The sequence below is a fragment of the Dactylosporangium sp. NPDC005555 genome (assembly GCF_040605635.1).
Classification (GTDB): Bacteria; Actinomycetota; Actinomycetes; order Mycobacteriales; family Micromonosporaceae; genus Dactylosporangium.
In genome coordinates, this window is record NZ_JBEXDG010000079.1 from 14452 (window position 1) to 39533 (window position 25082).

A 25082-nucleotide genomic window follows, 5' to 3' on the forward strand; every position below is an offset into this window, starting at 1 on the left:
AGTATGCTCGTGCATCCCACGTACCGGATGTTCGTGCTGCACGACCCGGAGTGCGACGACAGCTCGAATTTCAACGAAGCGATCACCGCGGCGATCGCGGACTCTGTCGGCTGGGCGTACGGCATGGTCGCCGTCACCACCGTCGCAGAGATCGGCAGCGTCCCGGTGACCGTCGAGATCTGGGACACCGCCGCCGACAACGCCGGTGCGGTCTGGTTCAACGACCTGGACTTTCCCAGCGGGCGGTATTGCATCGACAAGGCCGTCGAGGCCGAAGACCGACTCGGCATCGACCTGCCCGGCGGGCCTGCCATCTATCGCGTCCATCTCACCGCCCGGCGCGACGCCGAGGAGGAGTACCTCTTCCACCTGTGGCGGATCGCAGACTCGCCGCCATTGCCGGACGACGACGAGTAAGCCGGCGTCTGTCGTACCCAGGTGGGCGCTCGCGCCGGTGGTGTTGAACGCCGGCTTCGGCGAGCACGACGGGCACCGGTGCAAGCAGTCCCCCGCCGACAGGCCACACCTGGACCGGGTCTGGGCCAACTTCTCCCGGCTGGCCCTCCCGTAGCTTCCAGCGAGAAAGAACGCTACTGACCTTCACCGAAAGGTGACCCGGCAACATCATGGCGCATCCGCTCATGGCACCGCCGACCGTGCACAGCCGCGCGGTGGCACGTAGCGGTGGATCGCCATGATCTGCTATCACGGCCGATCATGGCTCAAGGCTGACCGACCCTGGAAGCCTCGGCGCGACGGACCCTTCACTCGGCCGCGCCCGTGGCTGCACGCTCCCCTCTGCGCGGACTACCGAGAGAGATCACCGTACGGACGTTCGTGTCAAAGATGTGTCGCGATCATCCACAGTGGACGTTCGAGTTGAGCGGGATGCAACCTTGCGAGTCAAGGTGTCGATCGCGTGGCGCCACGACAGATGGCGTTTGCATAATTCCTGCTCAACCGCAGTTTCATGTTGATCGCCGGCAGGTCGCTGCGAACCCCTTGACTCCGTCCGACGCAACGACAAGGAGATCATCAAGTACTCCGAGCAGCCATCACGACACAAAACCGTACGGTCGTACGGGCAAAATCGTGTGTCATGACACGATCAGAAGATTCAACGCGGTCAACAGAAAAGGCCAGCTGAGCTGGCCTTTCGCGATGTCGGGACGGCGGGATTCGAACCCACGACCCCTTGACCCCCAGTCGTTGGAGGCCCCAGCGACGTGCTCAAGCACGTTCTCCCAGGTCACCACAATCATAAACCGGCCGAGTAAAGGGGTCCAACGGATCACCTCGTCGTGACGACCGTTCGTGCGACCGCCGGACCGGCCGATCCCATCCACCTGCCCAGATCAGGACGCGACGAGCTCGGCGATGCGCAGGGTGGCCTGGCGGCGCCGGGCAGCGCTGACCCGGGTGTAGTACCGCATAAGGGTGCCGGGGTCATGCCCGAGACGTTCGGCGACCTCGTGGATGCCGTACCCGTCATCGAGCAGGGTCGAGACCAGCAGATGCCGGACCTGATGCGGTCCGATCGGGGCGGACCCCGGCACCTGCGGCGAGGCGGTTGAACCGGCTGGTGACATTGTCCGGCCGCAGCGGCCGGCCGGTACGACCGGTGAACATGTACCGCGAACCCGCCGGCATCTTCGCGTGCGTTTTCGCGGTGCTCAGCGTGGTGAGGGTCGCCTCGTCCAGCAGCAGGGTGCGATTGCCGTTGTGGGACTTGGGCGGTTTCTCCTGAACCTCACTCGTCGGGTCCTCGACCACCCGTTGCCGGCACACCTTCAGACTCCCCTGATCCGGCTCCAGATCACGCCACATCAGCCCGCACAACTCGCCACGGCGCAGACCCGTGGTCAGCAGCAGCCGCCACAGCGGATAGAGCCGATCGCCCTGGACATGCTCAAGGAAGCGCCGGGCCTCAGCCAGCGTCCACACCGGCCGGACCCTGTCGCTCTCCCGCGGCTTGTGCGCGCCAAGAGTCCTACCCGTCTGCGCCGCGAAGGCTTTGGCCAGCACCAGGTCCAGCGTGCGCAGGGTACTTCGGGAGTAGCCAGCCTGCTCCAGGTCCCGGTAGGCGCGTTCGGTCATCCGGGCACTGAGCCTCGAGGCCCGCACCTTGCCGATGTACGGGTAGAGCAGCCCGAGCAGCCACGTGTAGTTGTACAAGGTGTTGGGCTGCAGTTCCTGCTCCTGCGACCGCAACCAGTCTCGACACACGGTCTGGACCGGGTCACTCAGCCGCGGCCGGACCAGGTTCGCATCACGGCGGCGGCTGAGCCGGCGGTACTCGACCAGGGCGGCCTGCTCGGTGGCGAACCCGGTCCGCCGCGATTGCATGCGCGTCCCGTTGCGGTCGCGTCCCAACTCCAGCCGGAACCCGAACGTCTCGGTCGCTGGATCTCGAACGATCATGTCGATGTCGGCCATGACGATCACCTCAACTTCGGTCAAGGCCCCCGCACCACGAACATCCTTCACCTATACAACGAGGTGACCGGGCGGTGCGACGCGACCAGCCGGCGCTGCGGTTGCAGACCGGTCACCTGATCGAGGAGCCCGCCTGCAGGCGCGGCACCCCCGGCGCGACGGCCCTGACCCGGTCGGTTACGTCGCGGATCGCCGCGGCCCGAGCCTCGGCATCGGCCGCCGGGCGGCGGGGGCCAGGGCGGCGGCCGCCGCCCGCACCGTCGCCGACGCGGCTGGCGCGGGCCCGCCGGTGACGGCACCGGCCGGTCGTGCAGGCGGTCCCACCGGTCCCCCGGCACCCGAGCGGCGCAACTCTCCGCGATCAGGGCTCGCCGGTACTCCCGGGCGAGCGGGTAGACCCGGCCGGACGCGGCATCCGGTCGCACATCCACCAGCGCAGCGTGGGTGCCTTGGGTCTCGCCCAGCGCAGGAGGCACACTGACCGCGTGGGCGACGCCGCGCCCAGGGGAGGGACACGACGTGACCGCTGACAATCAGGCACCCGTGCCGGTATGGACACTCGCCACCGACGTCGTGAGCGTGCCGGACGTCCTCGGCGAGGAGGGTATGACACCGGCCCGGCTCGCGGAACTGAGAACGGTCCTGGCGACGCTCGCGGACTCCCCCATCGCCACGCTGGAAGCGCATCCGATGCCGGCCAGGCGTGACCGGCACGGCGGCATCCCGCTGCATGCCGCCAGTCCGCTCGCTCAGCAGTTGTCGCACCTCGTGGGTCAGACAGCGACGTCAGCGTCGCCGACCCTGAACGTCGCCGCGGGTGGTGACGTGCTCTACCGGATGGTGGTGCCGGCAAAGGTCGCCGCCCAGGTCGGTAAAGGCCTTGTCCAGCCGATGCCTTCGAAGGCATTCGCGGGAGGTATTCACGGCGCACTGGTCAACTCCAGCGGCATCACGGCCCACGCCACGTTCGTGCCCGTTGCCGGCAAGACCGCCGTCGCCGGTGCGGCGACCGGCTCGGCCACCACCGCCGGTGTGGCCGCGGCCAGCGCCGGAGCGCTGACGGTCGCCGCGCCACTGGTGCTGATGGCCGTCGCGGTCGGCGTCAGCGCCTACGCCGACCACCAACGTCGGCAGGCGATCGAGCGCATCACCGACCTCTTGGAGCAGTTGCACGACGACAACCTCGAGAACGAGCGCAGCGCGTTGGACGGTTGTCGCGACGCGATCGACAAGGCCACGTCGATGCTCCTGGACCAGGGCAGAATCGGCCTGTCATTGGGGCTGGATTCCTCGTCGTACGCGATCAGCACGGCGATCGAACGGACCAAGCGCCGGCTCATCAAATGGCAAGGCGCGCTGGCCGCGCTGCCCGACGGCCCGGTTGAGGTCGGCGCGTTGACGACGTCATTCCCCGGCGTCAACGAGGACGGCGGCGCATTCCGCGCACACCTGGAGCTGGCCCGGCTCGCCATCGCACTCAAACGCCGAGTGCTCGTGCTGCAGGCAGTCGAACACGCACAACTGGCCGGAGCGAACAATCCGTTCAAGAGCTTCATCGCAACACTGCAGGACGACGAGCGTCGCGTCGACGAGTTGGAGTCAGGCATCAACTCGGTCCTCCTTCGACTGTCAACGCTCGAGTTGAAGCGCAACAGCGGTTTCCTAAGCATCATGTTCACCCAGGGCGAGGTCGACGACCTGCTCAAAGCCGCATACCGCCTTCGCGCCCTGGGCAATGGCCTCAACGTGGGCATCCACCAGACCGACGTCGCGATCGAGATCGAACGCAGCAGCGACGGATCACTCGTGGTGTTCCCTGCAGTCGCGGCCTGACCCGACGCCACACACCGACCGACCACATCGATCAACGCCGACGCCTGGCCACGCGGTGCCCCATTGGATCAGCAGCCAGGCGTCGTTGCATGATCGCAACTGGCCGGCGTCGCAGGCGACGAGGGCGGCCGCGAGCACGCAGCGCGGCGAGTCAGGTGTCGTCCTGCTCCCCCAGGGTAATGCTCCGGCAGGAGCATGATCGTGACGGGCCGGAACTCACCGCCACCTTGGGCCGTGCGGTCGGCCGACCACGCGACCGGGAAGTCGTGGCGCAGCGAGAGGAGCCGTACGTGCTGATCGCTTGGCTGCGGCATCGCGTGGACGAGGCTCCAGCGTTGTGACGTTCTCCAGCGCCACTTGGCGGGCAGCCGTGCTTCGCCGCGGTCTGACAAGATCGATGCGGGGTGGAGCCGGGTGCCGTACACGTGGGTCTCGTCAGCTGGTGGACCGCTGCTCGTCGCTCCGCAGTCGGCGCTGTCGCTGTGGACCGGTGCTGACAGCACGGACGGACCGGTGCAGGAGTGGGGGGACTACGGTCGGGCGTGCGCAGTCGACGGTGACGTTGGCGTGGTCGCCGTCGGTCAGGTGCAGGCGCTTGTCCTGGGCGATGAGCCGGCGAGGACGACGTACCTGCCCTCGGAACGGCTGTTCCTGCGGTGGGCAGCGGCGTACGACGAAGACGACCTGGTGGGCGCTGCGCGCCGTGCGGTACGTGATGGTGTCGCGTGGGACGCCGATGAAGTAGTCCGCTGGGTGGTGGACGGGCCGGTCGTGCTGTTCGATTCGGCGTGGCCCGGATCGGAGCTGGAGCCCGATAACCATCTCGTCGTCGACCTGGAGCCGAGCGCGTACCGGGTCCGGGCGGCGCACCGCACCGATGGTGACAACTGGATGATCCTCGTGCAGCTCCAACCCACCCCATGAACTTGACCAGCCGGCAACGAACGTACACCTGATCAGACATGCGGATCTGCCGCAGTGGGAGCGCGGTGGCCCGTGGGCGCTCGTCATGGCTGGGTGTTGGTGGGCGGGTGTGTGGTGTGGGGGCCGAGGGCGGTGAGGTAGCCGCTGTCCAGGACGATGATCTGGTCGGCGGTGACGGAGAGGATCCGGTGGATCAGTCGCGGCAGGGTGAGGGTCTGTATGGTGTGGCCGGTCGTGATGTGCCAGATCCGCAGGGTGTGGTCGGCGCAGCTGGTGGCGACCGCTGGGGCGCCGTCGAGGAGGGCCGGCAGGATCGCCCAGACCTTGCCGGGATGCACCAGGGGCGGTCCGGACGGCTCGCCGGTGGCGATGTCGGCGCAGGTCACGGTGTCGCCGGCGGCGCTGATCACCATGGTTCCGGACACGTCCAGCTGGGTGACGGCGCCCGCCCCAGGCCAGTGCCTGGGATTTCTGGCGTACCCGGTCGGGGTGGTCCGTTCGGCGAACCGGCCTGGTGGGGCGAGTTCGGTCAGGTCGGCGCCGTCGAACCAGCGGACCGCGCCGCTGTCGGTGCCGGTCAGCACGACGGTGCGGCCGTGCAGGTCGCCGACCGCGATCGAGGTCGTCTCCAGCGTTGCGGCCACCTGCGCCGAAGCGCGCACCTGCAGCGTGGCCGCGTCCCAGACGGCGAGCGTGCCTCCAGCGTCCACCGCAGCGATGAGGCCGTTGCCGGCAGCGACTGCGGACAGCACCGCGGGTGTCAGCGGAGGCTCGATGGTGGTGCGGATCTCGCCGGTGCCCGGGTCCACGGTGGTAGGTGCGAGCTTCGACATCACCACGACGAGGTCACGACCGCCGACGGTGACGGTCCGCAGCCGCGGGTACCCGCCCACACTCCGGTACGTGGTGCCGCGCTCGCCGATCGGGTCGCCGAGCCGTCGGCCGTCGGCCGGATCGAACACCTCCAGCGGGCCGTCCCGGTCCACGCCGAGCACCACCGGCCGCCCGCCGATGCCGGCCGGGGCCGCATCGAGGAAGCGCGGCCGGTCCTTGTCGTCCTGCGCGACGGTGTCGGTAAGTTCCAGCAGATTGGTCCGCGTTCCGGCGGTGCCGCCCTGCGCCGCGAAGACGAACGAGCCACACACGGCGGCGTTAGCGACAGCGCCGGTGAAGTCGGTGCGGACCGTGCCGCCCGAGGTTCCGTCCGCAGGTCCACGATCCGCAGCGCTGACGCCTCACCCAGCACTGCCCAGGCGCCGCCGGCGGTGAACACCGGCGCCCAGCTCTGGAACGTCGTGGTGGGGAACCGGGCAACGGGTGCGGCCGTGTCGGGATCCCAGAGCGTCAGTAGGCCGTCCTGGGTGACGGTCACCGCCCGCCCGTCGGCCGTCCAGCAGGTCCAGCCTCCACAGCTGCTCAGATCCGGCATCGCCGCTTCGCCGCTGCGGCGTAACCCGTCGAGGTCGTGGAAACACAGCGTGCTGGAACGGTTGTCCAGGCCGCCGAGGCTCAGCACCGTCCCGGTACCGTCGGTGCTGATCGCCACCCGCATGACCGCACCGCTGTGGGCCGGCGTCCTGCCCAGCAGCCTGCCGTCGGCCAGGTCCCGCTGCAGCAGGTAACCGCCCTCGGTGCCGGTCACCACGACCCCGGCATCGACCGCGACGCTGCACAGATGACCAGCGCGCCGGGGAATGTCGTCGGGATCGGTGGCCAGCAACCGCTTCCCGGTCGCCAGCTCCCACACGAGCAGCCGCTCCTCCTTGACCGCGACGACTACGTCCCCGCGAAGGCGGCGTCCCAGTAGAACGCGTGCCGGCCTTCCAGGCGCAGCCGGTCCACCCGACCGTCGGGGCGTGAGATCCGGTAGACATCCTCACCGGCCATTGCCCAGGCGTGGGTGTCGTCGAGACGCACCGCGCTGACCCGGGACCGGGAGCCGAGCTGGTGCGCCTGCCGCAGCGCGGGGCTCAGCGGTTCACCGGCGGTCCACAGCGGCAGCCACGCTTCCGGGGCCTGCGCCCGCAACAGCTCCGCGCTGTGCACCTGTCCGCCCCGTAACAGCGTCAGCATCCGCTCGAACCTGTCCACCCACACCCTCCCGAAAAAATCTTGAGGACACTACCCCAGCCACGGCGGACCCCCGCTGCGCTGCACCTCACGGCCCAGCACTTCACCTCCTGCCCGACAACCTGCGGCAGGCCCCCACACACCATCGGCAAGGACGCCCCACTCCTCCCCGGCGCCCGCTCGTGATCATTCCGATAGGACCGAACCACGGCACCCGGTAGCAGTTCACAGTAATGACGGGCTCGAGTGCCCCACGTGGGCCACGTCGATGCTGTAGACAGCTCGCCAGGAACCCTCGATCGCGGACATAGCCGCGAAGAGCGCGCTGTGTGCGGCGGTCGTCAGCTCGGCAGGCCTCTCGACAGCGCGGCGGGCATCACCTGTCGGACACGTGGACAAAGAGATCGGCGAGCGGGGTGGCATCCAGGTCGGCCGCGATCTCCACCATCACCGATGCGTCGCTGCCTGCGGCGACGGAGTAGCCGCGGAGGAGCCGGCCGTCCGGCCAGCCCCACGCGCCGGGCGTGCCGGTGACGAACACCGGCGGCCTGTCCCCAGCGGCGATGGGCTCGGCCGCATTCACCGACAGGAACTGTTCGACACACCCACGCGACGCCGACATCCGCATCAACATGTCAGCCTCGCCGAAGAAGTTGCCGAAGTACCAATACCGCACCCCGCGCTCGCCGCACTCCGGCAGCGTCAGATCCGCCCACTCCAGCACGCTGCTGAGCGTGACGTGGCCGCTGTCCGGGTACTGCCGCGGGTCGTACACGCGGCGCCACAGCACGACCACCGCCGTCGCCACGATGGCAATCGCGAGCACGGTGAGACCGGCGATCCAGCGGCACACGAACGAGATCTTTCCCGCGGTCACCGCCGCGCGCAAGCGCGCTGCGCCGTGCTGCCCACCTGCTCTATGACCTGCTGCCACAGCGGATCATGGCTCCAGGCTGACCGGCCCTGGAAGCCTCGGCGCAACGAACCCTTCGTTCAGCCGCGCTCATGGCTGCACCTTCAGCCGACTGCCGAGAGAGATCACCGTACGGGCGTTCGTGTCACAGATGTGTCGTGATCATCCACAGTGGACAGTTGGATTGAGCGAGGCACAACCGCCCGAGTCAAGGTGTCGACCGGGTGGCGCCACGACAGCCGGCGTTTGCATCATGCCTGCTCAACCGCAGTTCCAGGTCGACACCCAGGGAGCCGCTGCGGACCCCTTGACTCCAGCCGACACAACGACAAGGAGATCATCAAGCACTCACTGCAGCATCCACGACTCAAACCGTACGGTCGTACGGGCAAAAACGCGTGTCGGACCCCTTGACTACACATCGGTCAGGTCCAATAGAAAAGGCCAGCTGAGCTGGCCTTTGTCACCCGGTCGGGACGGCGGGATTCGAACCCACGACCCCTTGACCCCCAGTCGTCGGAGGCCCCAGCGACGTGCTCAAGCACATTCTCCCAGGTCACCACCAGCATAAACCTGCCGAGTAAAGGGGTCCAACGGATCACCTCATCGTGACGACCGTACGTGCGACCGCCGGACCTGCCGGTCCCGTCCATCTGCCTAGATCAGGGCGCAATGAGCTCGGCGATGTGCAGAGTGGCCTGGCGGCGGCGGGCGGCGCTGACCCGGGTGTAGTAGCGCATGAGGGTGCCGGGGTCATGCCCGAGACGTTCGGCGACCTCGTGGATGCCGTACCCGTCATCGAGCAAGCTCGAGACCAGCAGATGCCGGACCTGATGCGGTCCGATCGGACGGACCCCGGCACTCGCGGCGAGGTGGTTGAACCGGCTGGTGACATTGTCCGGCCGCAGCGGCCGCCCGGTACGACCGGTGAACATGTACCGCGAACCCATCAGCGCCTTCGCGTGCACCTTGGTGGTGGTCAGCGCTGCGAGGGTCACCGGGTCCAGCAGCAGAGTGCGGACGCCGTTGTGGGACTTGGGCGGCTTCTCCCGCACCTCGCTGGTCGGGTCCTCGACCACCCGTTGCCGGCACACCTTCAGACTGCCCTGATCCTGCTCCAAGTCCTGCCACATCAGTCCGCACAGCTCACCACGCCGCAGGCCCGTGGTCAGCAGCAGCCGCCACAACGGATAGAGCCGATCACCCTGGACGTGATCGAGGAAACACCGGGCCTCGGCAAGAGTCCACACCGGTCGCACCTCGTCGCTCTCCCGCGGCTTGCGCGAACCCAGCGTCCTGCCAGTCTGCGCCGCGAAGGCTTTGGCCAGCACCAGGTCCAGCGTGCGCACGGTAGTTCGGGAGTAGCCGGCCTGCTCCAGGTCTCGGTAGGCGCGTTCGGTCATCCGGGCGCTGAGTCTCGAGGCTCGGATCTTGCCGATGTACGGGTAGACCAGCCCGAGCAGCCACGTGTAGTTGTACAAAGTGTTCGGTTGCAGTTCCTGCTCCCGCGACCGCAACCAGTCCTCACACACCGTCTGGACCGGGTCGCTCAGCCGCGGCCGGGCCAGGTTCGCATCACGGCGGCGGCTGAGGCGACGGTACTCGGCCAGAGCGGCCTGCTCGGTGACGAACCCGGCCCGCCGCGCCTGCATGCGCGTCCCGTTGCGGTCGCGGCCAAGCTCCAACCGGAACCCGAACATCCCCGTCGCTGGATCTCGAACGATCACGTCGGTGTCGGCCATGACGATCACCTCAACTTCGGTCAAGGCCCCCGCACCACGAACATCTCTCATCTATTCCAACGAGGCGACCAGCCGTTGGGTCACGGCCAGCCCGACTCCGCGGCCCGGGTGGTCGCCCGATCGAGGGATCCGCCACAGCGGCGACGTCAATCACCCGCACCGGCGCCGAACATCACCGCGCGAACGCATCGCGACCGCGGAGTCGGAAGACATACGGGCCGTCGCCGACTGCGACCCGGCGGACCCCGCCGGACACGACTGGAGTTCTTGCCCGGCGGGTCGGTCCTCAGCGCCGGGTCTGCTCGATGAGCGCGGCGACGAAACGGGCCAGCCCCTCGGCGCCGCGTGGGTCGGCCGCCGGCCAGCGGGTCATCAGCAGCGGCGCGGCCCGGGCCAGCACCACCCCATCGCTGCCGAGCACGAAGTACAGCGCGAGCGCCGCCGATCTCGCGTTGCCGTCGGCGAACGGGTGGAAGAACAGCACATCGAGGAACACCCTCGCGGCCCTCGACGGCAGCGGCACAAATGGGTCGGTGGCCTCGGCCAGACACGCCTCGAACGCCGCCGGCAGGTCGTCGCGGTAGGCGTACCGCTCCCGGCCCGCCCTCGCCCACGCGGACGTCGTGCGGAACCCCGCCGTGGTGGTGCCGAGCACCTGCTGCTGCCACGCCTGGAGGCGGGCGAACGTGAGCGGGCCGCCCGCGTTCGCGTCCTCGCGGACCAGCGCCAGCGCGGCAAGGACCGTGCGGCACCCGCGTTTCGCGAAGTGCTCGGCGATGCCGTCCCGGTGGGTGCGCACCGGCCCTTCGACGTGCCCGGTGGCGTGCTCCCAGCGGGCTTCCCGCCGGATCCGCCGCCACGCCGCGAGGGTGTCGGGCACCACCACCGGCGGCGGTGTTCGCGGCGCCCGCGCTGCGGCCGGCAGCTCCGTGCTGCGCCAGCTCGGCCAGTCCTGCGGCCAGATGTCGGGCCACGCATCGTCCGGTGGTGGCGTGACGCCGGTCAGCGCCGCCGCCAGCGACTCCGCCGCGTCGGCCACCTCCGCGCCCTGCGGGGACACCGAACTCCAGAACCGCCCGCCGACCGCGGCCTCGACGAGCGCGTCGTGCCCGTCGCCCGGCACCTCGGCGACATCGAGGAACCATTTCAGGGCCAAGCTGCAGACCGGGTACCAGTGCTCGTCCGCGCCGGACCGGGCCGCGACCGCCGCGACCAGCGTGGCAACCGTGGCCTCCCAGGCGACGAACGCCGCGCTGGACTCCGCGGGCAGCGGCAGGTGCCGCGCGAACAGCTCGGCCAGGTCCTCCAGGAACGTCCGCCAGTCCAGCAACGCCCCGGCGACGGCTTCGAGAGCCTCCTCCGGCGTGGTGATCGAGTCCCGGGCGCCGTTCCACCGCAGCACCAGCGCACCGCCGGCGGTGCGCCCGCCCATCTGCGCGTTCCAGCCAGCGGCCCAACCCCCGTAGTGCTCGACGAGCGCCACGTCCATCGCCTGCTGCCACGCCCAGCGCGCCTCTTCCGCGGCCCGCTCCCGGCTCCAGTCCGCCTCGGCCGTCGCCGGATCGAAGACAGTGAAGCGGCTGTACCGGTACGGCGCCGGCACCCCACCGGCCGGAGCGACCACCCGCACCACATCATGCACCGTGCCCGGATCGAACGGATGCCGGGCAGGATCGACATCCGCCCAGGTGAGCGTCGCAATCGTCATCGCCGGTCATCGTGCCACGAAGCCTGCCGTTCCGTGGGGCGGGTTTCGACCACGTCGTTCGCCAACGCCACCCAGTAGCGCCCGGACATCGACGCGGCGTCGTTGCTCGCACAGCCACGACTTGCCGACTCCAGGCTCGCCGGTGACGACGACGCGGCCTCCAGTGGAAAACAGCATCAACATGCACCTCGGCCGCGTCCAGCCCGCTGTCCGTCACCGCCAGTGCGACCGGCGGCGGAGGCGGGGGTATCGGTCTCGACGACTTCGACGGCAACCCGGCCTACTCTTCAGCGGCGAAGGACGACCTGGCGAAGTGGACCGGCGGCAACTGCTTCAGCAACGGCGGCGGCAACGGCGTCGTCACCGGTGGCGCACTCACATTGCAGTACAACAACTGCGGCTGGTTCGGCAGCGACGTCGGCACCGACGTGTCCGCCTACACCTACCTCGTCGTGCGCAGGGGGGTCGTCGGAGGCCCCAGCGACGTGCTCAAGCACGTTCTCCCAGGTCACCACAAAGCATAACCGGCCGAGTAAAGGAGCCTGCGATCCAGCCCGACCGGGCCGCACCGCGTCCACAATGGACGATCATGCCGCCTCACCGTGGCAGCCCGCCCCGCCGAGCCTGCATCCGCACCCCGCCCAGTCGCGTCCCAACGCCAACCGGAACCCGGCCGTCACCGCGGTCGGTCGAGTGCCGGCCGTGTCGTCCAGTCGGTTCACGCCTGAGCGGGGATTGCCGCCACGCCACCGTCGCGTAGCACGTGGCGTGCTACGCTGAGCCGTGCGCGTGATACTCACGGTCGACGGCATCGACGCGGCAGCCGAACAGGGTGTCACCCTGCCAGCAATCAACGCCGCGCTCGCCGCCCAGCCGACACTGATCGAGGACATCGACGCGTCGACCCGGGCGGTCACCGGCCGGGTTGACGGGCGTCTCGTGACCGTATGGCTGACCGAGGGCGACGACGGCGTGTGGGAGCTCGCGATCGCGTTCGAGGCCGGGTTCGCCACCGAATTGAAGTGGACCCACGTCTTTGGAGGTTCCGATGAAGCCTGAGGACCGAGACAAGATCGACCGGTACCGGCGCGGCGAGACCGGCGACACCAGCGCCCGCGCGAACACCGAACCGATCGAAGTCATCCCCGAGGTGATGGTGAGCCGATCCCTGCGCCTGCCCACCGACGTGTTCGAGGAACTGGTCGCACTCGCATCAGCCCAGGGCGTCGCCTGGTCCACCCTGGTCCGGCAATGGATCATCGACGGCATCGTCACCGCCAGACACGCCACCGGCACCGAGGTCGACCCAGCAATCGAACTGCAACGCGGCGTCGCCATGATCACCCACGCAGCCAGCCGCCTACAACAACGCGCCGCCTGAGCTTCGCGTTTGACGTCGTTTCGCCTTCCGGCGGGGCCTGGCGTTGGTCTTCTTGACCGCTGGATAGCGGGTCGCGGGTGTCGACTTTCGACCTTTCGGGCGTCCGGGGCCTGGCCGGGAGGCCTTTCGGTGGGTTGGTTGGGCTGCCGATGCGTGGCAGTAGATGGGCGAAACCGGCCCGGACCCTGCGAGCGCCGAGAACCTCATCCGTGCAGCCCAGCATGCGTATAGCAGGTTGATGATGGTGGTTAGTGACGACAGGATTTGAACGCGTTCACCTCCAGCTGCGCAGCGGCGTTCGTTCGCGCTGCCCACAACTATACTGACCTGCGCGGATGAGGTTTTCGGCAAGCACAACGTGTTCGCGGTGATCGAGCACGCCAGCCGCCGAATCCACATCCTGGGCGCCACCCCGCACCCAAGCACCGCATGGGTGGTGCAGGCCGCGAAGAACCTTGTCATGGACCTCGAAGACAACGGTTCCCGGGCGCGGCTCATGATCCGCGATCGGGACGCCAAGTTCGCCGAACTGTTCGACGCTGTCCTCGCCGACGCGGGCATCGACGTCGTGCTCAGTGGAATCCAGGTACCGAGAATGAACTCGATCATGGAACGTTGGGTCCAGACCTGCCGCCACGAACTGCTGGACCGGACCTTGATCTGGAATCAGCGACACCTGCTCCACGCGCTGCGCGAGTTCGAACAGTTCTACAACGGACACCGCCCACACCAGGGCATCGCGAACGCCCGCCCGCTCCGCTCGCTACCCACACCGATCGCCGATCCGGACAAGATCACCCGCCTCGACATACGAAGACGCGATCGCCTCGGCGGCATCCTCCACGAATACCGACATGCCGCCTGACCTGCACGGATGAGGTTTTCGGCAAGAGCAGGACTCTGTTGCCTAATTCCCGGCGCGCCGGTTGTGGTCCGTGACGTGGCTGCACTGTCCAGTGAGGATTGTTCATGGTTCGGTGGCCTGCGGCAGCGTTCGGGTGAGGTGAGTGGTGATGTCGATGCGTCCGCGTGTGCTCGCGGAGGTTCCGGAGCAGACCGTGGCGGTGGCCAGGGCGGCGTTCCGGAAGCCGACGTTGGCCATGCGGGTGCGTGATGAGCTGGGCGAGGTCTTCGCCGACGGGGCGTTCATCGACGCATTCGGGATCCGGGGCAAGCCCGGAATCTCGCCGGGACAGTTGGCGATGATCACGGTGTTGCAGTTCGCGGAGAACCTCACCGATCGGCAGGCCGCGGACGCAGTGCGCGGACGCATCGACTGGAAGTACTGCCTGGGCCTGACACTGGCCGATCCGGGCTTCGACTTCAGCGTGCTCTCGCAGTTCCGGGCCCGGCTGGTCGCCCATGACCTGCAAGGCATGGCCTTCGAGATCCTCCTGGACCGGCTGGTAGAGCTGGGATTGGTCACGGCACGGGGTCGTCAGCGCACCGACGCGACCCATGTCGTTGCCGCGGTCCGTGATCTCAACCGGCTGGAGATGGTCGGTGAGACCCTACGGGCGGCGTTGGAGGCCCTGGCCGCGGCGGCACCGCAGTGGCTGGCCGGCCACGTTGACGCCGAGATGGTCAAACGGTACGGCGCCCGCATCGACGAGTGGCGGCTGCCGAAGGATCAGACCGGCCGGCAGAAGCTCGCCGTGCAGACCGGCCGAGACGGCTACCGGCTGCTCAAAGCGGTCGCCGACCGGCGGGCCCCGCACTGGCTGCGCGAGATTCCCGCCGTCGACGTGCTGCGGCAGGTATGGATCCAGCAGTACACCACCAGCGAGTCCGGGCGGGTGATCTGGCGGGACACCGATCTGCACGGGCTCCCGCCGGGCAGATCAAGGATCATCTCTCCGTACGACACCGATGCCCGCTACAGCGAGAAACGCGGCACCAGCTGGGAAGGCTACAAAGTCCACATCAGCGAGACCTGCGACAACACCCCGACAGACGACGGCACCACCGACCCTGCCCTGCCGCCGAACCTGATCACCAACGTGGCCACCACCCACGCCGCCGTAGCCGACTCGGCGATGACGATGCCGATCCACACCATGCTCGCCGACCGGGACCTGCTGCCTGCCGAGCACCTGATGGACGCCGGTTACCCGTCCACCAAAAGCCTGCTGACCTGCCGGACCGAGCACCAGGTCCGGCTGATCAGCCCGATGCGCGGTGACTCCTCCCGCCACGCCCGCGAGGGCAGCCCGTATGCCCGCGACAAGTTCACCATCGACTTCGACCAGCAACGGGCGACCTGCCCACAGGGCCATCATTCGGCGACCTGGAACCCGGCCCGGCAAGACGGCCAAGACGTCATCGTGGTCAGCTTCCCTCTCGGCGCCTGCATCGTCTGCCCGGCCCGCACCGAGTGCACCCGCTCGCAGCAACGCCGACGGCAGCTGACGCTCCGACCCCGTCACCTGCACGAAGCGCTGCGTGACGCCCGCGCCGAGCAGCAAACCGACGCCTGGAAACAGACCTACCGGACTCGGGCCGGGATCGAAGGCACCATCCACCAGACCACCGCAGTGACCGGCATCCGCCAAGCCCGATATGTGGGCCTGGACAAAGTCGCCCTGGAACACTCCTTCGCTGCGACCGCAGTCAACCTCATCCGCCTCTACGCCTGGTGGACCGGCACACCCATAAACCGCACCCGAACCACCCACCTGAGCAGACTCGATCTCACCCTCGCCGCATAGACGGAATTAGGCAACAGAGTCGAGCAGGGGCAGGGGAGCGAGAAGAGCGGCGAGGAACGCCCGGTCCTCGGCCGCGAACTTCACCCGGTCAGTGCCGAGTTGCCGCTCCAGGACGGTGATCTGATGCCGCAACGCCAGGATCTCCACGTCTTTGTCGCGATCCCCCACCGGCAGCAGACGCAACGCGGCGAACGCGTTCGTGACAGTTAGGTAAGCCAGACGCGGCAGCACGAGAGATCATCCTGCCGCGTCCCGCTCCGGTCTTGACCGCCGGGCGACCCGTTGACCAGGAGGAGGCAGACAGGGTCCGCCACTTGCATGGATGGCATTATCGGCAGGCGCAGTGTCCGCGACAACCCACGGCGCGCCGCAGCACGACTGGTCTGACGTGCCGATTGTCAGGATCGGCGGATGTTCCGACCAACATCATGTGTCGAGGGCAAGGCCACGGGTGGGCCGAAGCAAACGCCTTCGGCCCACCCGATTGTCATGCCTGTGTCACGTCACCGGGGTCTTTCGATTACGCACGACCGCGGCGATCCAGCCGATCACGAGTATCGCCACGAGCGCGCCGAGCGCACCGACGATCGGCACTGTGTACGACTCGCCCCGCCCGAACCATAGCAGTACTGCGATTGTGAGCCACGCGAAGCCGAGCACTCCGAAGTATGCAGCGAAACGACCCCTCGGCAGTGCACCGAGCGTGCCCCACATCCGATGATTTGTCGGCTGACGCAACCATCCGACCGAAACCACGGCATGGCCGAACAGGGTGCCGCCGATACTCATTAACGCCATGAATAGCAATCCTTCTGCTATGCGCATTGATGCTCCATAAGCTATGGCTTCGGACGGGAGGGTGTTGCGCTAACGGCAGCCGAACCTAATAGAGTCGGGCCAACCCCACGTGTTCCACCAAGTATCGCCGAAAGCGTTGGTCCAGCGATAGTGCAGTTTTGCCGTGAAGTAGACGCCGTTGTTGTTCTTGCATTTCCACCAGTACATGCTGGGGACAACGATTCCAGCAAGGACACCAACGACTGCGCCTGGATGCTTGCCGATAGCCCCACCGATAGCCGCACCCAGCATATAACCGGAGGCTGCATTAAGTGCAATTGCCAGTATGACCCAACCGTGGCTCATGTCGCACCGAACTCCGATGTCGACGCCGCTTGTCCACACGCCGCTGATGCGCTTTGTGGAGGTGTGTCTGCAGCTAAGGCCGTTCCATCCCCACAGGCCGGTGGTGTCAGAGCAGTTGATCGCGTCGCCGGAGCAGTAATCGTAGGCGTTCGCATTACCGCCGTACACTGGATCGACACTGAGGAACCTGCCGGTGGCCGGCGAGTAGAGCCGGGCACCCATCAATGTCATGCCGCCGGGAGTATCCGACCATCGTTGGTCGGCACCGTGCCAGCCGTACCCACGCTGTTGGGCGGCTGGGTTGTGCGGACGTCCGCTTTCCGTAAAGTCGCCGGTGTAGAGGAGGCCGAAGCCGCTGGACGCCATCCCCGCGACGAAGTCGCCGTGCAGGTTGGTGATCTGCCAGCTGACGCCAGCCGCGGTGGTGAAGAGCGCCGCAACGGCGCCGGCACCGGCGATCGCGCGAATGACCTGGTTCGTGCCAGTCACCATCCACGACGGGCTGTCACTGTCGGTCGCGTAGTGGCTGGTGTTGGTGAGGGTGCTTGTGCCGTCGCTGTCGCTCCAGCTGCGGAACCGGTTGGCCACCACGTCGAGCGTGTAGGTCATGGTTCTGGTGTCCTGCGTCTGGGTGCGTGCCATGTCGTTGGCATGGTACGTCAGCGACGTGCCGCCGCCACCTGTGGTCAGGGTGTCCGCACCGGGCACGGTCGACGTGCGGCCGAGCAGGTCGTACACGTAGCCGCTGGTGTTGACCCGGCTGGCGGTGTCGTATGTCCAGGTCGTCGTCGTGAGTGCCGTGGTGGTCTGGCACGCTCCGGCGGCGGCGGGTCCGTAATTGGTGAGCGTGGTGCGGTCGGACGCGGTGTTGTATCCGTTGACCCGCGTCGTGCAGGAGCCGTCGACGATGTCATTCGCGGTCGTGATCCGGCCGCCGTTGTCGTAGGTGAACCGCTGCGTCGACAGCGAAGACGTGCGGTCGCGGGTCTCGCCGTGCGCCGACGACCGGATCGCCTCGGTGAACAGCGTGCAGTTGCTCTGCCCGCAGCCGGGCTGGTTGTACGCGATGCCCGCAACGACGCCATCCTCGCGATACGTTCTGGTCACGACGACCCCGTTCGGCCAGGTCTCGGTCAGCGGTCTGCCTTCAGGGTCATAGGTGGCGGTCAGGATGCCGGCCTGACCGTCCTGGACCTGGGTGGGCAGGCCGCGTCGTTCGGTGCCGCCGTCGAAGGTGTAGGCGCGGGTGGCCTGACCGTCGGTCGTCGAGGAGACACGGGAATTCAGGTCATATGACGTGGTCGACAAGGTGTTGTCGGCGTCGGTGTAGGAGGTGATCCGGCCAAGCGTGTCGTACACCCGCACGATCTTGGCCGTGACGTTGTTGCCGGAGTCGAGTGATTCTGTACGGACCGCCTGGCCGCTTGCGTTGTCGTACACGGTGCGGGTGGTCGGCAGAGCCTGGCTCGTGCCGGTCGCGTCGGTGATCGAGACTGTCGAGGTGCGACCGGCGCCGTCATAGGTTGTGGTCGAGGTTCGCTTGGTGCCGGTGCTGGTCTTCTCGGTGACGATCCGCGGGTGACCGTAGATGTCGTAGGTGGTGACCGTGAGCGGCAGTTCCGGTCCGCTGGCCGCCTGACCGCCGGGCTGGACCCGGCAGGTCAGGCCGGCCCATTCGGGACGGCTGTCGCACTCGGTATAGCCGGAACCGGTGCCGCTGCGGTAGTAGACGGTGGTCTGGGTGGCTGGGGTGTTGGTTGTCGCGCCACCGGCCGGCTGCGTCGTCGAGGTGATCTGTCCGGTGTTCGCGTCATAGGTGGTGCGGGTGCTCAGGGCCAGGCCGCCCGGGTCGATCGTGGAGATGATCGGCTCGCGCAACGACCAGTCGTATCCGGTGGTGGTCGTTCTCGGGTCGACCTGAGTGCAGGTGCCCGTTCCGTAGCACACCGAGGTCGTCTCGGTGGTCACGAGATCGAACGGTGCCCCCGTCGACGGTGCACCCTGGTCGTAGGTGTTGACCGTGCGAGACCGGCCGCGCACTGTCGATCCGTTCGGCAAAGCGATCTCGTGTTCCGGGCCGTACACCTCGAGGAGCCGTCGACCGTCGACCGAGTACACGCTCTGCGTCGACAGTGTCCCGGCGATCACCGCCTCCTGAGCGGCCGTGTCGGTCGTCGACCCGTCAAGCGCCCGAGCGCGGTTGGCCGCGGTGAGCTCACGCACGGCGTTGCCGGAGCTGTCGTACCAGGTCGTGGTGGTGTGTCCGCCGGGTATCACCAGGTTGACCGGCCGGCCGTTCGGGTCCAGATAGGCGATCGTGGCCCGCTCATAGGTGGCTGGCTTGGCGCCGGTGCTCTGATCGGCGGCCGGCACCTGCCCTGGGTCGAAGAGCGCGGTGATGTCGACTGGCTGCTCGGCCTGGCCCCACCGAGTGGTTTGGGCCGCGGACAAGTCGTACGGCGCACCGGTGCCGGACACCGGAACCTTGTACACGATGGTCTGTCGCGCGGTACCGGCGGTCAGCGCCGATCGGCTTACCTGCGCCAGCCGTCCCACGCCGGGGTCGCCGGGGATGGTGGTGTATGTGAACTGCCACGGCTGCTGGGCCGGTGGCGTGAGGGTGGAGACGGTGCCGTCGGTGTTGTAGTCGTAGGTGATCGTGACCCGCTGGGTGGTCGGCGGCACGGTCGAGGTGTCGGTCCAGTCGAGCCGCGGATCCCAGACCGCGCGGAGCCGTCCGTTGCTGTCGTAGCTGTACTTTGCGACCGAGATCGTGCGCATCGCCGCCGGTGCGGCATCGGGGTCCCAGGCGGTCAGCGTCACCTGGGTGATCCGGCCGGTGTAGTCGCCCCACTGGGTGGCGCCGGTGCCGGTGGCCGTGGTGGTGGCGGCATAGGTGAAGTCCAGTGCCCGGCAGCCCTTCACCAGAGTGGTGCAAGTGACCCCGCTAGGCACGGGTGCCAGCATCCGGGTCGGCCGCACCACGTCGGTGCCGGCGACCGTGACCTTTTGCCAGCTGATCGACGTCGTCTGGTTCACACCGGGCGTGGTCACCGCAGTCGGGTTGTACACCCCGACGGCGGCCCCGGCGATCCGGGTGAACAGTACGGAGTTGCCGTCGATGTCGACCAGCGTGTAGCTGTCACCCGCCGTGGTGTAGGTGAGGCGCAGCTGCTGGAACCCGTTCTCGGCCTCATATTTCTTGCCCGTGCCGTCGACAACAGTCTCGGTGAACCCGAGCGTGTCACCGTCGGGCAATCCCACCTGGACCAGCGATCCGGTGACCGCGAGGTCGGTGTACGGGGCCTCGGCTGCATCGACGGCGACACCGGAAACCCAACCGGGGCCGAACATACCGGCCTTGTCGGTGGATGCGGGCCGGCGCGTGTTGAAGGTCCGGGTCACGGACAGATCAGAACCGTACGACGCGACCGAGACATCGGTGCCGCCGAGGCTGTAGTTACCGGTCAGCAGGTTCACCGAGCCCGGCCCGACATTCTGCGTGGCGGCCGAGGCCTGGTTGCGGTCGAAGGTGATCTTGACTGAGACCGAGGCGCCACCGGTGAACAGCGCCCGGACCTGTAGCGGCCCGTCAAGTGGATCTGGACCGGCTTCAGCGTTGTTGAGGGTGGTGTCGAGGTTCCAGTTGAGCTTGGCGAACTGGCCGCTGGTGCGCTGCTGCGGCCAGGTGACGGGTCCGCCGCCGGCGGCGACGGAGACATCGGCGAGTGGGATAGTCCGCCATGCGTCGGTGTCAGCGCGTCGCCACTGGTAGGTGACGCCGGCGACGGCCGGGCTGGTGGCGACGGTCAGGGCGACCTTGCCGGCGCTGATGTCGCCGGTCTTGGGGCTGGTGATACCACCGTGGCCGACGTTGAACTGGTATGCCTTGATCGGCGACTGGTTCCCGGCGCGGTCCTGGGAGCGGACGTAGAGGGTGTGGGGTCCGTCGCTGTCGGGGGTGATGGCGACGGTGGCGTTGCCGCCGAGGGATGCCGCGTTGACCACGGTCGAGGGTGGGTTGGTGTCGACGCCGTACTGGTAGGAGGCGACGTCGGTGACACCGGACGGGGTGAACGTGAAGTTGGCGGCGGTCCCGGCGGACACCGGTGCGGTGCCGGCGTTGTAGGTGAAGACGACCGCGACGCCGTTGTTCAGGCTCGACGTGTGGTACGAGTACTGGGTGGCGATGGTGCCGTCGGCGTTCTCGACGCCGGTGAGTGCGCCGGAGCCCTGCTCGTAGGCGTTGTCGATGTTGGTGTAGTTGAGGGTGACCTGGCTGCCGGTCTCGCTGAGCAGCACCGCGGCGTCCTGCCGGCGTGAGGCGAACCCGTACTGGTAGGGGTTCTTCCACTCGATGAGGAACTGCCGGTTCGGTGCGGTACCGAGGACCGCGGTCCGCACGCTGGCGCTGGCGTCCACGACGAGGTCCTGGGCGAAGACGTACACGGCCGCGTTCGGCTCCGCGCTGTTCGGCAGCGGGACGATGTCGTCGGGATGTGAGCCGTTGGGGTTGACGAAGGACACCATGCCGTTGGTGTCGATCCAGGCGGTGCTGTACGACTGGCCGTAGAAAGTAATCGGGAACGGCAGCGTCAGCTGCTGCACGGCGTCGTCACCGGTCAGCGCAAGGACGGTCGACCCGCCGACGTAGGCGGTGTTGACGGTGCTGACGGTGTAGCCGGTCAGCTGACCGGTCCAGACGTTCTCCGGGAACGTCGTGGAGGACACCCCCGGCTGGGCCGTAGGTTCGGTGGTGTCCACGGTGAACTCGCACCACGGTGTCCACGGGCCCGCGCCGGCGGCGGTGCCGGTGTCGGTACCACGGAGCCGCCACATGTAGCTGCTGCCGTTGGTGAGCTGCCCGGACGGGATCGTGTGCTCGAAGTTCGATCCCGATGCCTGCGAGCCGATGGTGGTGGAACCGACCAGCGTCCCGCCGGTGGTGGACCATTCCAACTGCGCCCAGACCGGGGAACCCTCCGGGTCGGTGATCTGCGCCCGCAACTTCGGCTGGGTCTTGTTGATGTACGGCCGGTTCGCGCCGGTGACGCACTCGGTCGACGGGTCGGTGGAGCGATTGCCGACCTGCGGGGTGCCGTTGAACGTGACAACCGCATACGGCGGGTTGGCGCCCTCAGAGGAGTGGAATCGCTTCCAGCCGTTGTGGTTGCTCTCGTTGGTGGCCCGCAGCCCCATCGTCAGGGTCGGGTTCGTCGACCCGAGCTGGAAGAAGCTAGTGGCCGGCGCGGAGACCCACCCGTCGTTGCAGGAGGCGTTGAAACCCTTGGTCTGGGTCGACGTCCCGCGGATGGTGCCCCAGCTCGGCTGGCTCGTCCACCGGGTCGCGGTGGACACCGCACCGGTGTCGTACACGTCCCAGGACGCCGCCGTGCAAGACCACGAGTGGTAGTTCCACAGGTAGACCGATGCGGAGTTGACCTGGGCGCCGGCCAGGAACGAGGTGTCCCACCGTAGGAACGACCGAGCCGTCCACGAACCGCCGTCGTCGGAATAGCCGAGCTTCAGATCGGTCAACCCCGACTGGTCGGTGATGTATCCACTCTGGACGAACGTGTCGAACGTCGGGCTGATCGTCGGGTCGATCGTGACCGGGAACGTCAGGTCCGGCGAGGCCAGGAACTGCGGATCCGGCGTCAACTCCAGGGCGATGTTCGCGCCGACCTGGGTGGCCGACAGCCCAACCGCGGCAACCCGCAGGTGATCCAGTGACTGCTCACCGACAGCGGCGTCCCACATCGACGGCTGCGGAATGCGGCCCGCGTCCCTGCCTGCCGCGTCCTTGAACAGCAGACCACCCGCACCGTCCGGCGAAACGGTGAGTTTGGGAGCTTTGAGACGCAGGTTTAGCTTGCCCGCCCGGGCGAGCGCTTCGCGGGTCTTCACCACGAAGAACTGCTCATACCCGGTGCGGGTCGCCTCAATGACCAGATCCACACCATCGAGCACATTCGGGTAGGTGGCGCGGGTCCCGTCGACGACCGGCTTCGGCAGCCTGCCCAGCCACGACAGGCTGATCGCGTCGTCACCGGTCCCGAGCTTGACCAGATCATGCTCGCCGTCACCGGTCGCACCGGCGAGCCTCAGGCCCCGCGGATGCGCTTTCGCCGACACCGAACCGTCGGCGTCGGTCTGCAACGCCGCGTCGACCGGCTTCCAGCCACCCTTGCCGTCCCGCATCCGGACCGGACCGGCATGCTGCTCGGCCGTCAGCGAACCGTCGGCGTTCGCCCACAACTGCAACGTCTCCGACCGTTCGCCGGAAACCTCGACCTTTCCGTTGCACCAGCGGGCGGCAAGCACGGCGGCAATGCGATCGGGACGTTCAGCAGGACACTCCGCCTTCGCCGGCGGTGCCGCCTGCACCGGTGCCGGCGGAGCAACCACCTCAACGAGCGTCACTGCGAGGAACAACGCCACGGCGTTGGTCAGTGCGCGGCCCCACCCTCGACGCGACGTATGCGATAAGGCGATGAACCCGCCTCGTCGTCGCCAGAACCTGTTGTCCATGACCTGACCAGCCTCCCCGCCAGTTGATCTCTGTAGGCGCTGAAGGTACGGAGCGCTCGACTGGCCGGTCAATCACCTGGACGGTCTCAAGATCGATACTTGCTTTGGCCCCCTGGCAGCCAGAACCGTCGATGACCCCGCAGCATGACTGTGTGTAATGCCCGAATCCACTTCAATAGCAGAAACAGGCAATCGACCGAATTGGTCTGGTGCCACCGTCCGGCGACGATAGTCGCATATCGCCCGAAGTCATGACATTCAATGCCATGCACGTCTATGCGCGAGGACTGACACTGGCAGCGCCGTGCTCCAGGTCGTCACCAACGAGACGGTCGTCGCCCCTGTCGGTCCGTTGGGGCTCGGGGTGTGATCCCTTGGCGGCTGAAGCCTCTACTAAAAATTATATCGTAACTGTCATTCACTTGCAGAACATTCGTCATATCTCGCGGCGATGATCGCCGGTGGTCCGATGACTGCCGGTGACGGAGACTGATGGATGGTTCGATGCTCAACGACGACGAGTTGTGGCGTCTGCGGCAGATCGAACAGCAGATTGCAGGCGACGACCCGGCGCTGGCGCGAACGTGGTCGCTGTTCGAGCCGGTAATGCGATGGCGCTGCTTATTTGGCGCTCGGAGCGCTGCTGGCGGCTCTGGGCGGCGTGTCGGCAGTAGTCGTGGCTGATCCTGCAGTGTCGACCGTCTGGGTTCTGGCAGTGCTCGGTGTTTCGGAGCGCTGCTGGCATGCGTCTGCGTCTGCTCGCCCCAGGACAAGTTCGGGCCTGGCTGACCGATGCCCTCGGAGCCCGGCGTGCGACGGCGCCCGTGCGGTCTTGGCGGAAGCCCTCTGCCCGCAGTGCGACGTCGCAAAGGGAGTGGCGTGACCGATCGGCAGCAGCACGGGACAGCGAACTCATTCGAACCGACGATCGGTGGCGGGGGAAGCCGATGATGACGATTGGAGCGGTCTCGCCGTCGGCATCACCGCGGTTCGTGAGCCGGTATGCCCCGGCTAGCCGTCTTGATGGTCACGGACGTGCTCGGCATGCGTCTGGTCGAACGAAGCGGGCCGCGGCGTCGGAAAGGTCAGGCGGCCGGGAAGGTCCTCTACCCTCGATGATGCTGCGTCCTGTCGTGGCGCCGCATCGCTGTCGCCGTGCGTCCACAACGAACGCCGGCGTCGCGGTTCGCGAGGGCTGGCACATCCATGAGATCGGCGGTTGACATGTCCAACGCAGCGCTGCCATGGAGTGACGACGAGGAGCCGGTCGCGCCTCGGCTCAGCGTCACCACCGAACTCCGTGACGATTTCGTGTTGATAACTGTCGGCGGTCATCTCGTGGAGCTCACCGCCCTCACTTTCGAGGCCCACCTGGCTCGCGCACTGACCGGTCAGTCTCCGAACCTGGTTTTGCTGACCAGCGGAACGACTCGATCCCGTTGTCCGTCGAGGCAATTGTTCGCCATACCTCCACGGCCTCCTGGGTCGGCGCGAGCGCGTCGGTCAGGCGACCAGCGTCGACGTGCATGGCGCTGAGGATGGCGAGAATGTTAGCCCGGGTCTTTCGTTAAGGGCTGCCCATATGCTGGGTCGAATGGGAACAGGTGCCGTGTCGGGTGGCCGGAGGGGGTCTCACCCTCCGGCTCCCACAGATCCCGGCGTAAACCTCTCGGTTTACCGGGCTCCTGTCATC

General features: G+C 67.5%; 19 protein-coding genes. 10 read left to right on the forward strand and 9 right to left on the reverse strand.

What is annotated here, in order from left to right; all coding sequences use genetic code 11:
- Window positions 1-9 precede the first annotated feature (9 nt).
- Complete coding sequence (locus ABZS58_RS46080; protein ID WP_354790654.1) at window positions 10-417, forward strand: hypothetical protein; 408 nt, start codon at window positions 10-12, stop codon at window positions 415-417.
- A gap of 1071 nt (window positions 418-1488) precedes the next feature.
- On the opposite strand, the gene ABZS58_RS46085 is transcribed toward ABZS58_RS46080, so the two are convergent.
- Complete coding sequence (locus ABZS58_RS46085) at window positions 1489-2436, reverse strand: tyrosine-type recombinase/integrase (RefSeq protein WP_354790655.1); 948 nt, start codon at window positions 2434-2436, stop codon at window positions 1489-1491.
- Between the two features lie 74 nt (window positions 2437-2510).
- On the opposite strand from ABZS58_RS46085, the gene ABZS58_RS46090 reads away from it, so the two are divergent.
- From ABZS58_RS46090 to ABZS58_RS46100, 3 genes are all read left to right on the forward strand, one after another.
- Window positions 2511-2729: a hypothetical protein gene (locus ABZS58_RS46090; protein ID WP_354790656.1), complete on the forward strand. Its 219-nt coding sequence runs from the start codon at window positions 2511-2513 to the stop codon at window positions 2727-2729.
- Between the two features lie 226 nt (window positions 2730-2955).
- Window positions 2956-4269 carry a hypothetical protein gene (locus tag ABZS58_RS46095; protein WP_354790658.1) on the forward strand — a complete coding sequence of 438 codons (1314 nt, stop codon included), beginning with the start codon at window positions 2956-2958 and terminating at the stop codon, window positions 4267-4269.
- Between the two features lie 414 nt (window positions 4270-4683).
- A complete protein-coding gene (locus ABZS58_RS46100; protein WP_354790679.1) occupies window positions 4684-5193 on the forward strand; it encodes an Imm21 family immunity protein in 510 nt (169 codons plus the stop codon).
- Between the two features lie 83 nt (window positions 5194-5276).
- Here ABZS58_RS46100 and ABZS58_RS46105 read toward each other — a convergent pair whose 3' ends face one another.
- Entirely contained in the window at window positions 5277-6338 is a 1062-nt protein-coding gene (locus ABZS58_RS46105; protein WP_354790659.1) for a hypothetical protein, read from the reverse strand.
- 216 nt (window positions 6339-6554) lie between these two features.
- Here ABZS58_RS46105 and ABZS58_RS46110 point away from each other — a divergent pair, with 216 nt between their 5' ends.
- Entirely contained in the window at window positions 6555-6815 is a 261-nt protein-coding gene (locus tag ABZS58_RS46110; RefSeq protein ID WP_354790660.1) for a hypothetical protein, read from the forward strand.
- 154 nt (window positions 6816-6969) lie between these two features.
- Here the strand turns inward: ABZS58_RS46110 and ABZS58_RS46115 are convergent, their stop codons facing one another.
- The 4 genes from ABZS58_RS46115 to ABZS58_RS46130 form a co-directional block, all read right to left on the reverse strand.
- Complete coding sequence (locus ABZS58_RS46115) at window positions 6970-7284, reverse strand: hypothetical protein (RefSeq protein ID WP_354790661.1); 315 nt, start codon at window positions 7282-7284, stop codon at window positions 6970-6972.
- Between the two features lie 355 nt (window positions 7285-7639).
- Window positions 7640-8152 carry a hypothetical protein gene (locus ABZS58_RS46120; protein ID WP_354790663.1) on the reverse strand — a complete coding sequence of 171 codons (513 nt, stop codon included), beginning with the start codon at window positions 8150-8152 and terminating at the stop codon, window positions 7640-7642.
- Window positions 8153-8838: 686 nt separating this feature from the next.
- A complete protein-coding gene (locus tag ABZS58_RS46125; protein ID WP_354790664.1) occupies window positions 8839-9918 on the reverse strand; it encodes a site-specific integrase in 1080 nt (359 codons plus the stop codon).
- Between the two features lie 286 nt (window positions 9919-10204).
- The gene (locus tag ABZS58_RS46130; RefSeq protein WP_354790665.1) at window positions 10205-11626 is read right to left on the reverse strand and encodes a Fic family protein; all 1422 of its coding nucleotides are present in this window, start codon (window positions 11624-11626) and stop codon (window positions 10205-10207) included.
- A gap of 783 nt (window positions 11627-12409) precedes the next feature.
- Here ABZS58_RS46130 and ABZS58_RS46135 point away from each other — a divergent pair.
- From ABZS58_RS46135 to ABZS58_RS46150, 4 genes are all read left to right on the forward strand, one after another.
- The gene (locus ABZS58_RS46135; protein ID WP_354790667.1) at window positions 12410-12685 is read left to right on the forward strand and encodes a hypothetical protein; all 276 of its coding nucleotides are present in this window, start codon (window positions 12410-12412) and stop codon (window positions 12683-12685) included.
- Window positions 12663-13007, forward strand: coding sequence for a hypothetical protein (locus ABZS58_RS46140; RefSeq protein WP_354790668.1), 345 nt, complete (start codon window positions 12663-12665; stop codon window positions 13005-13007). Before ABZS58_RS46135 ends, ABZS58_RS46140 begins: the two co-directional genes overlap by 23 nt.
- Before the next feature lie 367 nt (window positions 13008-13374).
- A complete protein-coding gene (locus ABZS58_RS46145; RefSeq protein ID WP_354790670.1) occupies window positions 13375-13872 on the forward strand; it encodes an integrase core domain-containing protein in 498 nt (165 codons plus the stop codon).
- A 148-nt stretch (window positions 13873-14020) separates the two neighbouring features.
- Window positions 14021-15715, forward strand: a complete 1695-nt coding sequence (locus tag ABZS58_RS46150) for an IS1182 family transposase (RefSeq protein ID WP_354790681.1) — start codon at window positions 14021-14023, stop codon at window positions 15713-15715.
- Window positions 15716-15721: 6 nt separating this feature from the next.
- Here ABZS58_RS46150 and ABZS58_RS46155 read toward each other — a convergent pair whose 3' ends face one another.
- The 3 genes from ABZS58_RS46155 to ABZS58_RS46165 form a co-directional block, all read right to left on the reverse strand.
- Window positions 15722-15946 (reverse strand): hypothetical protein, encoded by a 225-nt coding sequence (locus ABZS58_RS46155; protein ID WP_354790672.1) that lies wholly within the window; start codon window positions 15944-15946, stop codon window positions 15722-15724.
- A gap of 267 nt (window positions 15947-16213) precedes the next feature.
- A complete protein-coding gene (locus tag ABZS58_RS46160) occupies window positions 16214-16540 on the reverse strand; it encodes a hypothetical protein (RefSeq protein ID WP_354790674.1) in 327 nt (108 codons plus the stop codon).
- A 42-nt stretch (window positions 16541-16582) separates the two neighbouring features.
- On the reverse strand, window positions 16583-23389 hold the full coding sequence (locus ABZS58_RS46165) for an RHS repeat-associated core domain-containing protein (RefSeq protein ID WP_354790676.1): 6807 nt from the start codon (window positions 23387-23389) through the stop codon (window positions 16583-16585).
- A gap of 504 nt (window positions 23390-23893) precedes the next feature.
- Between ABZS58_RS46165 and ABZS58_RS46170 the strand changes: the two genes are divergently transcribed.
- Entirely contained in the window at window positions 23894-24073 is a 180-nt protein-coding gene (locus tag ABZS58_RS46170; protein ID WP_354790677.1) for a DUF3040 domain-containing protein, read from the forward strand.
- Window positions 24074-25082: the final 1009 nt, after the last annotated feature.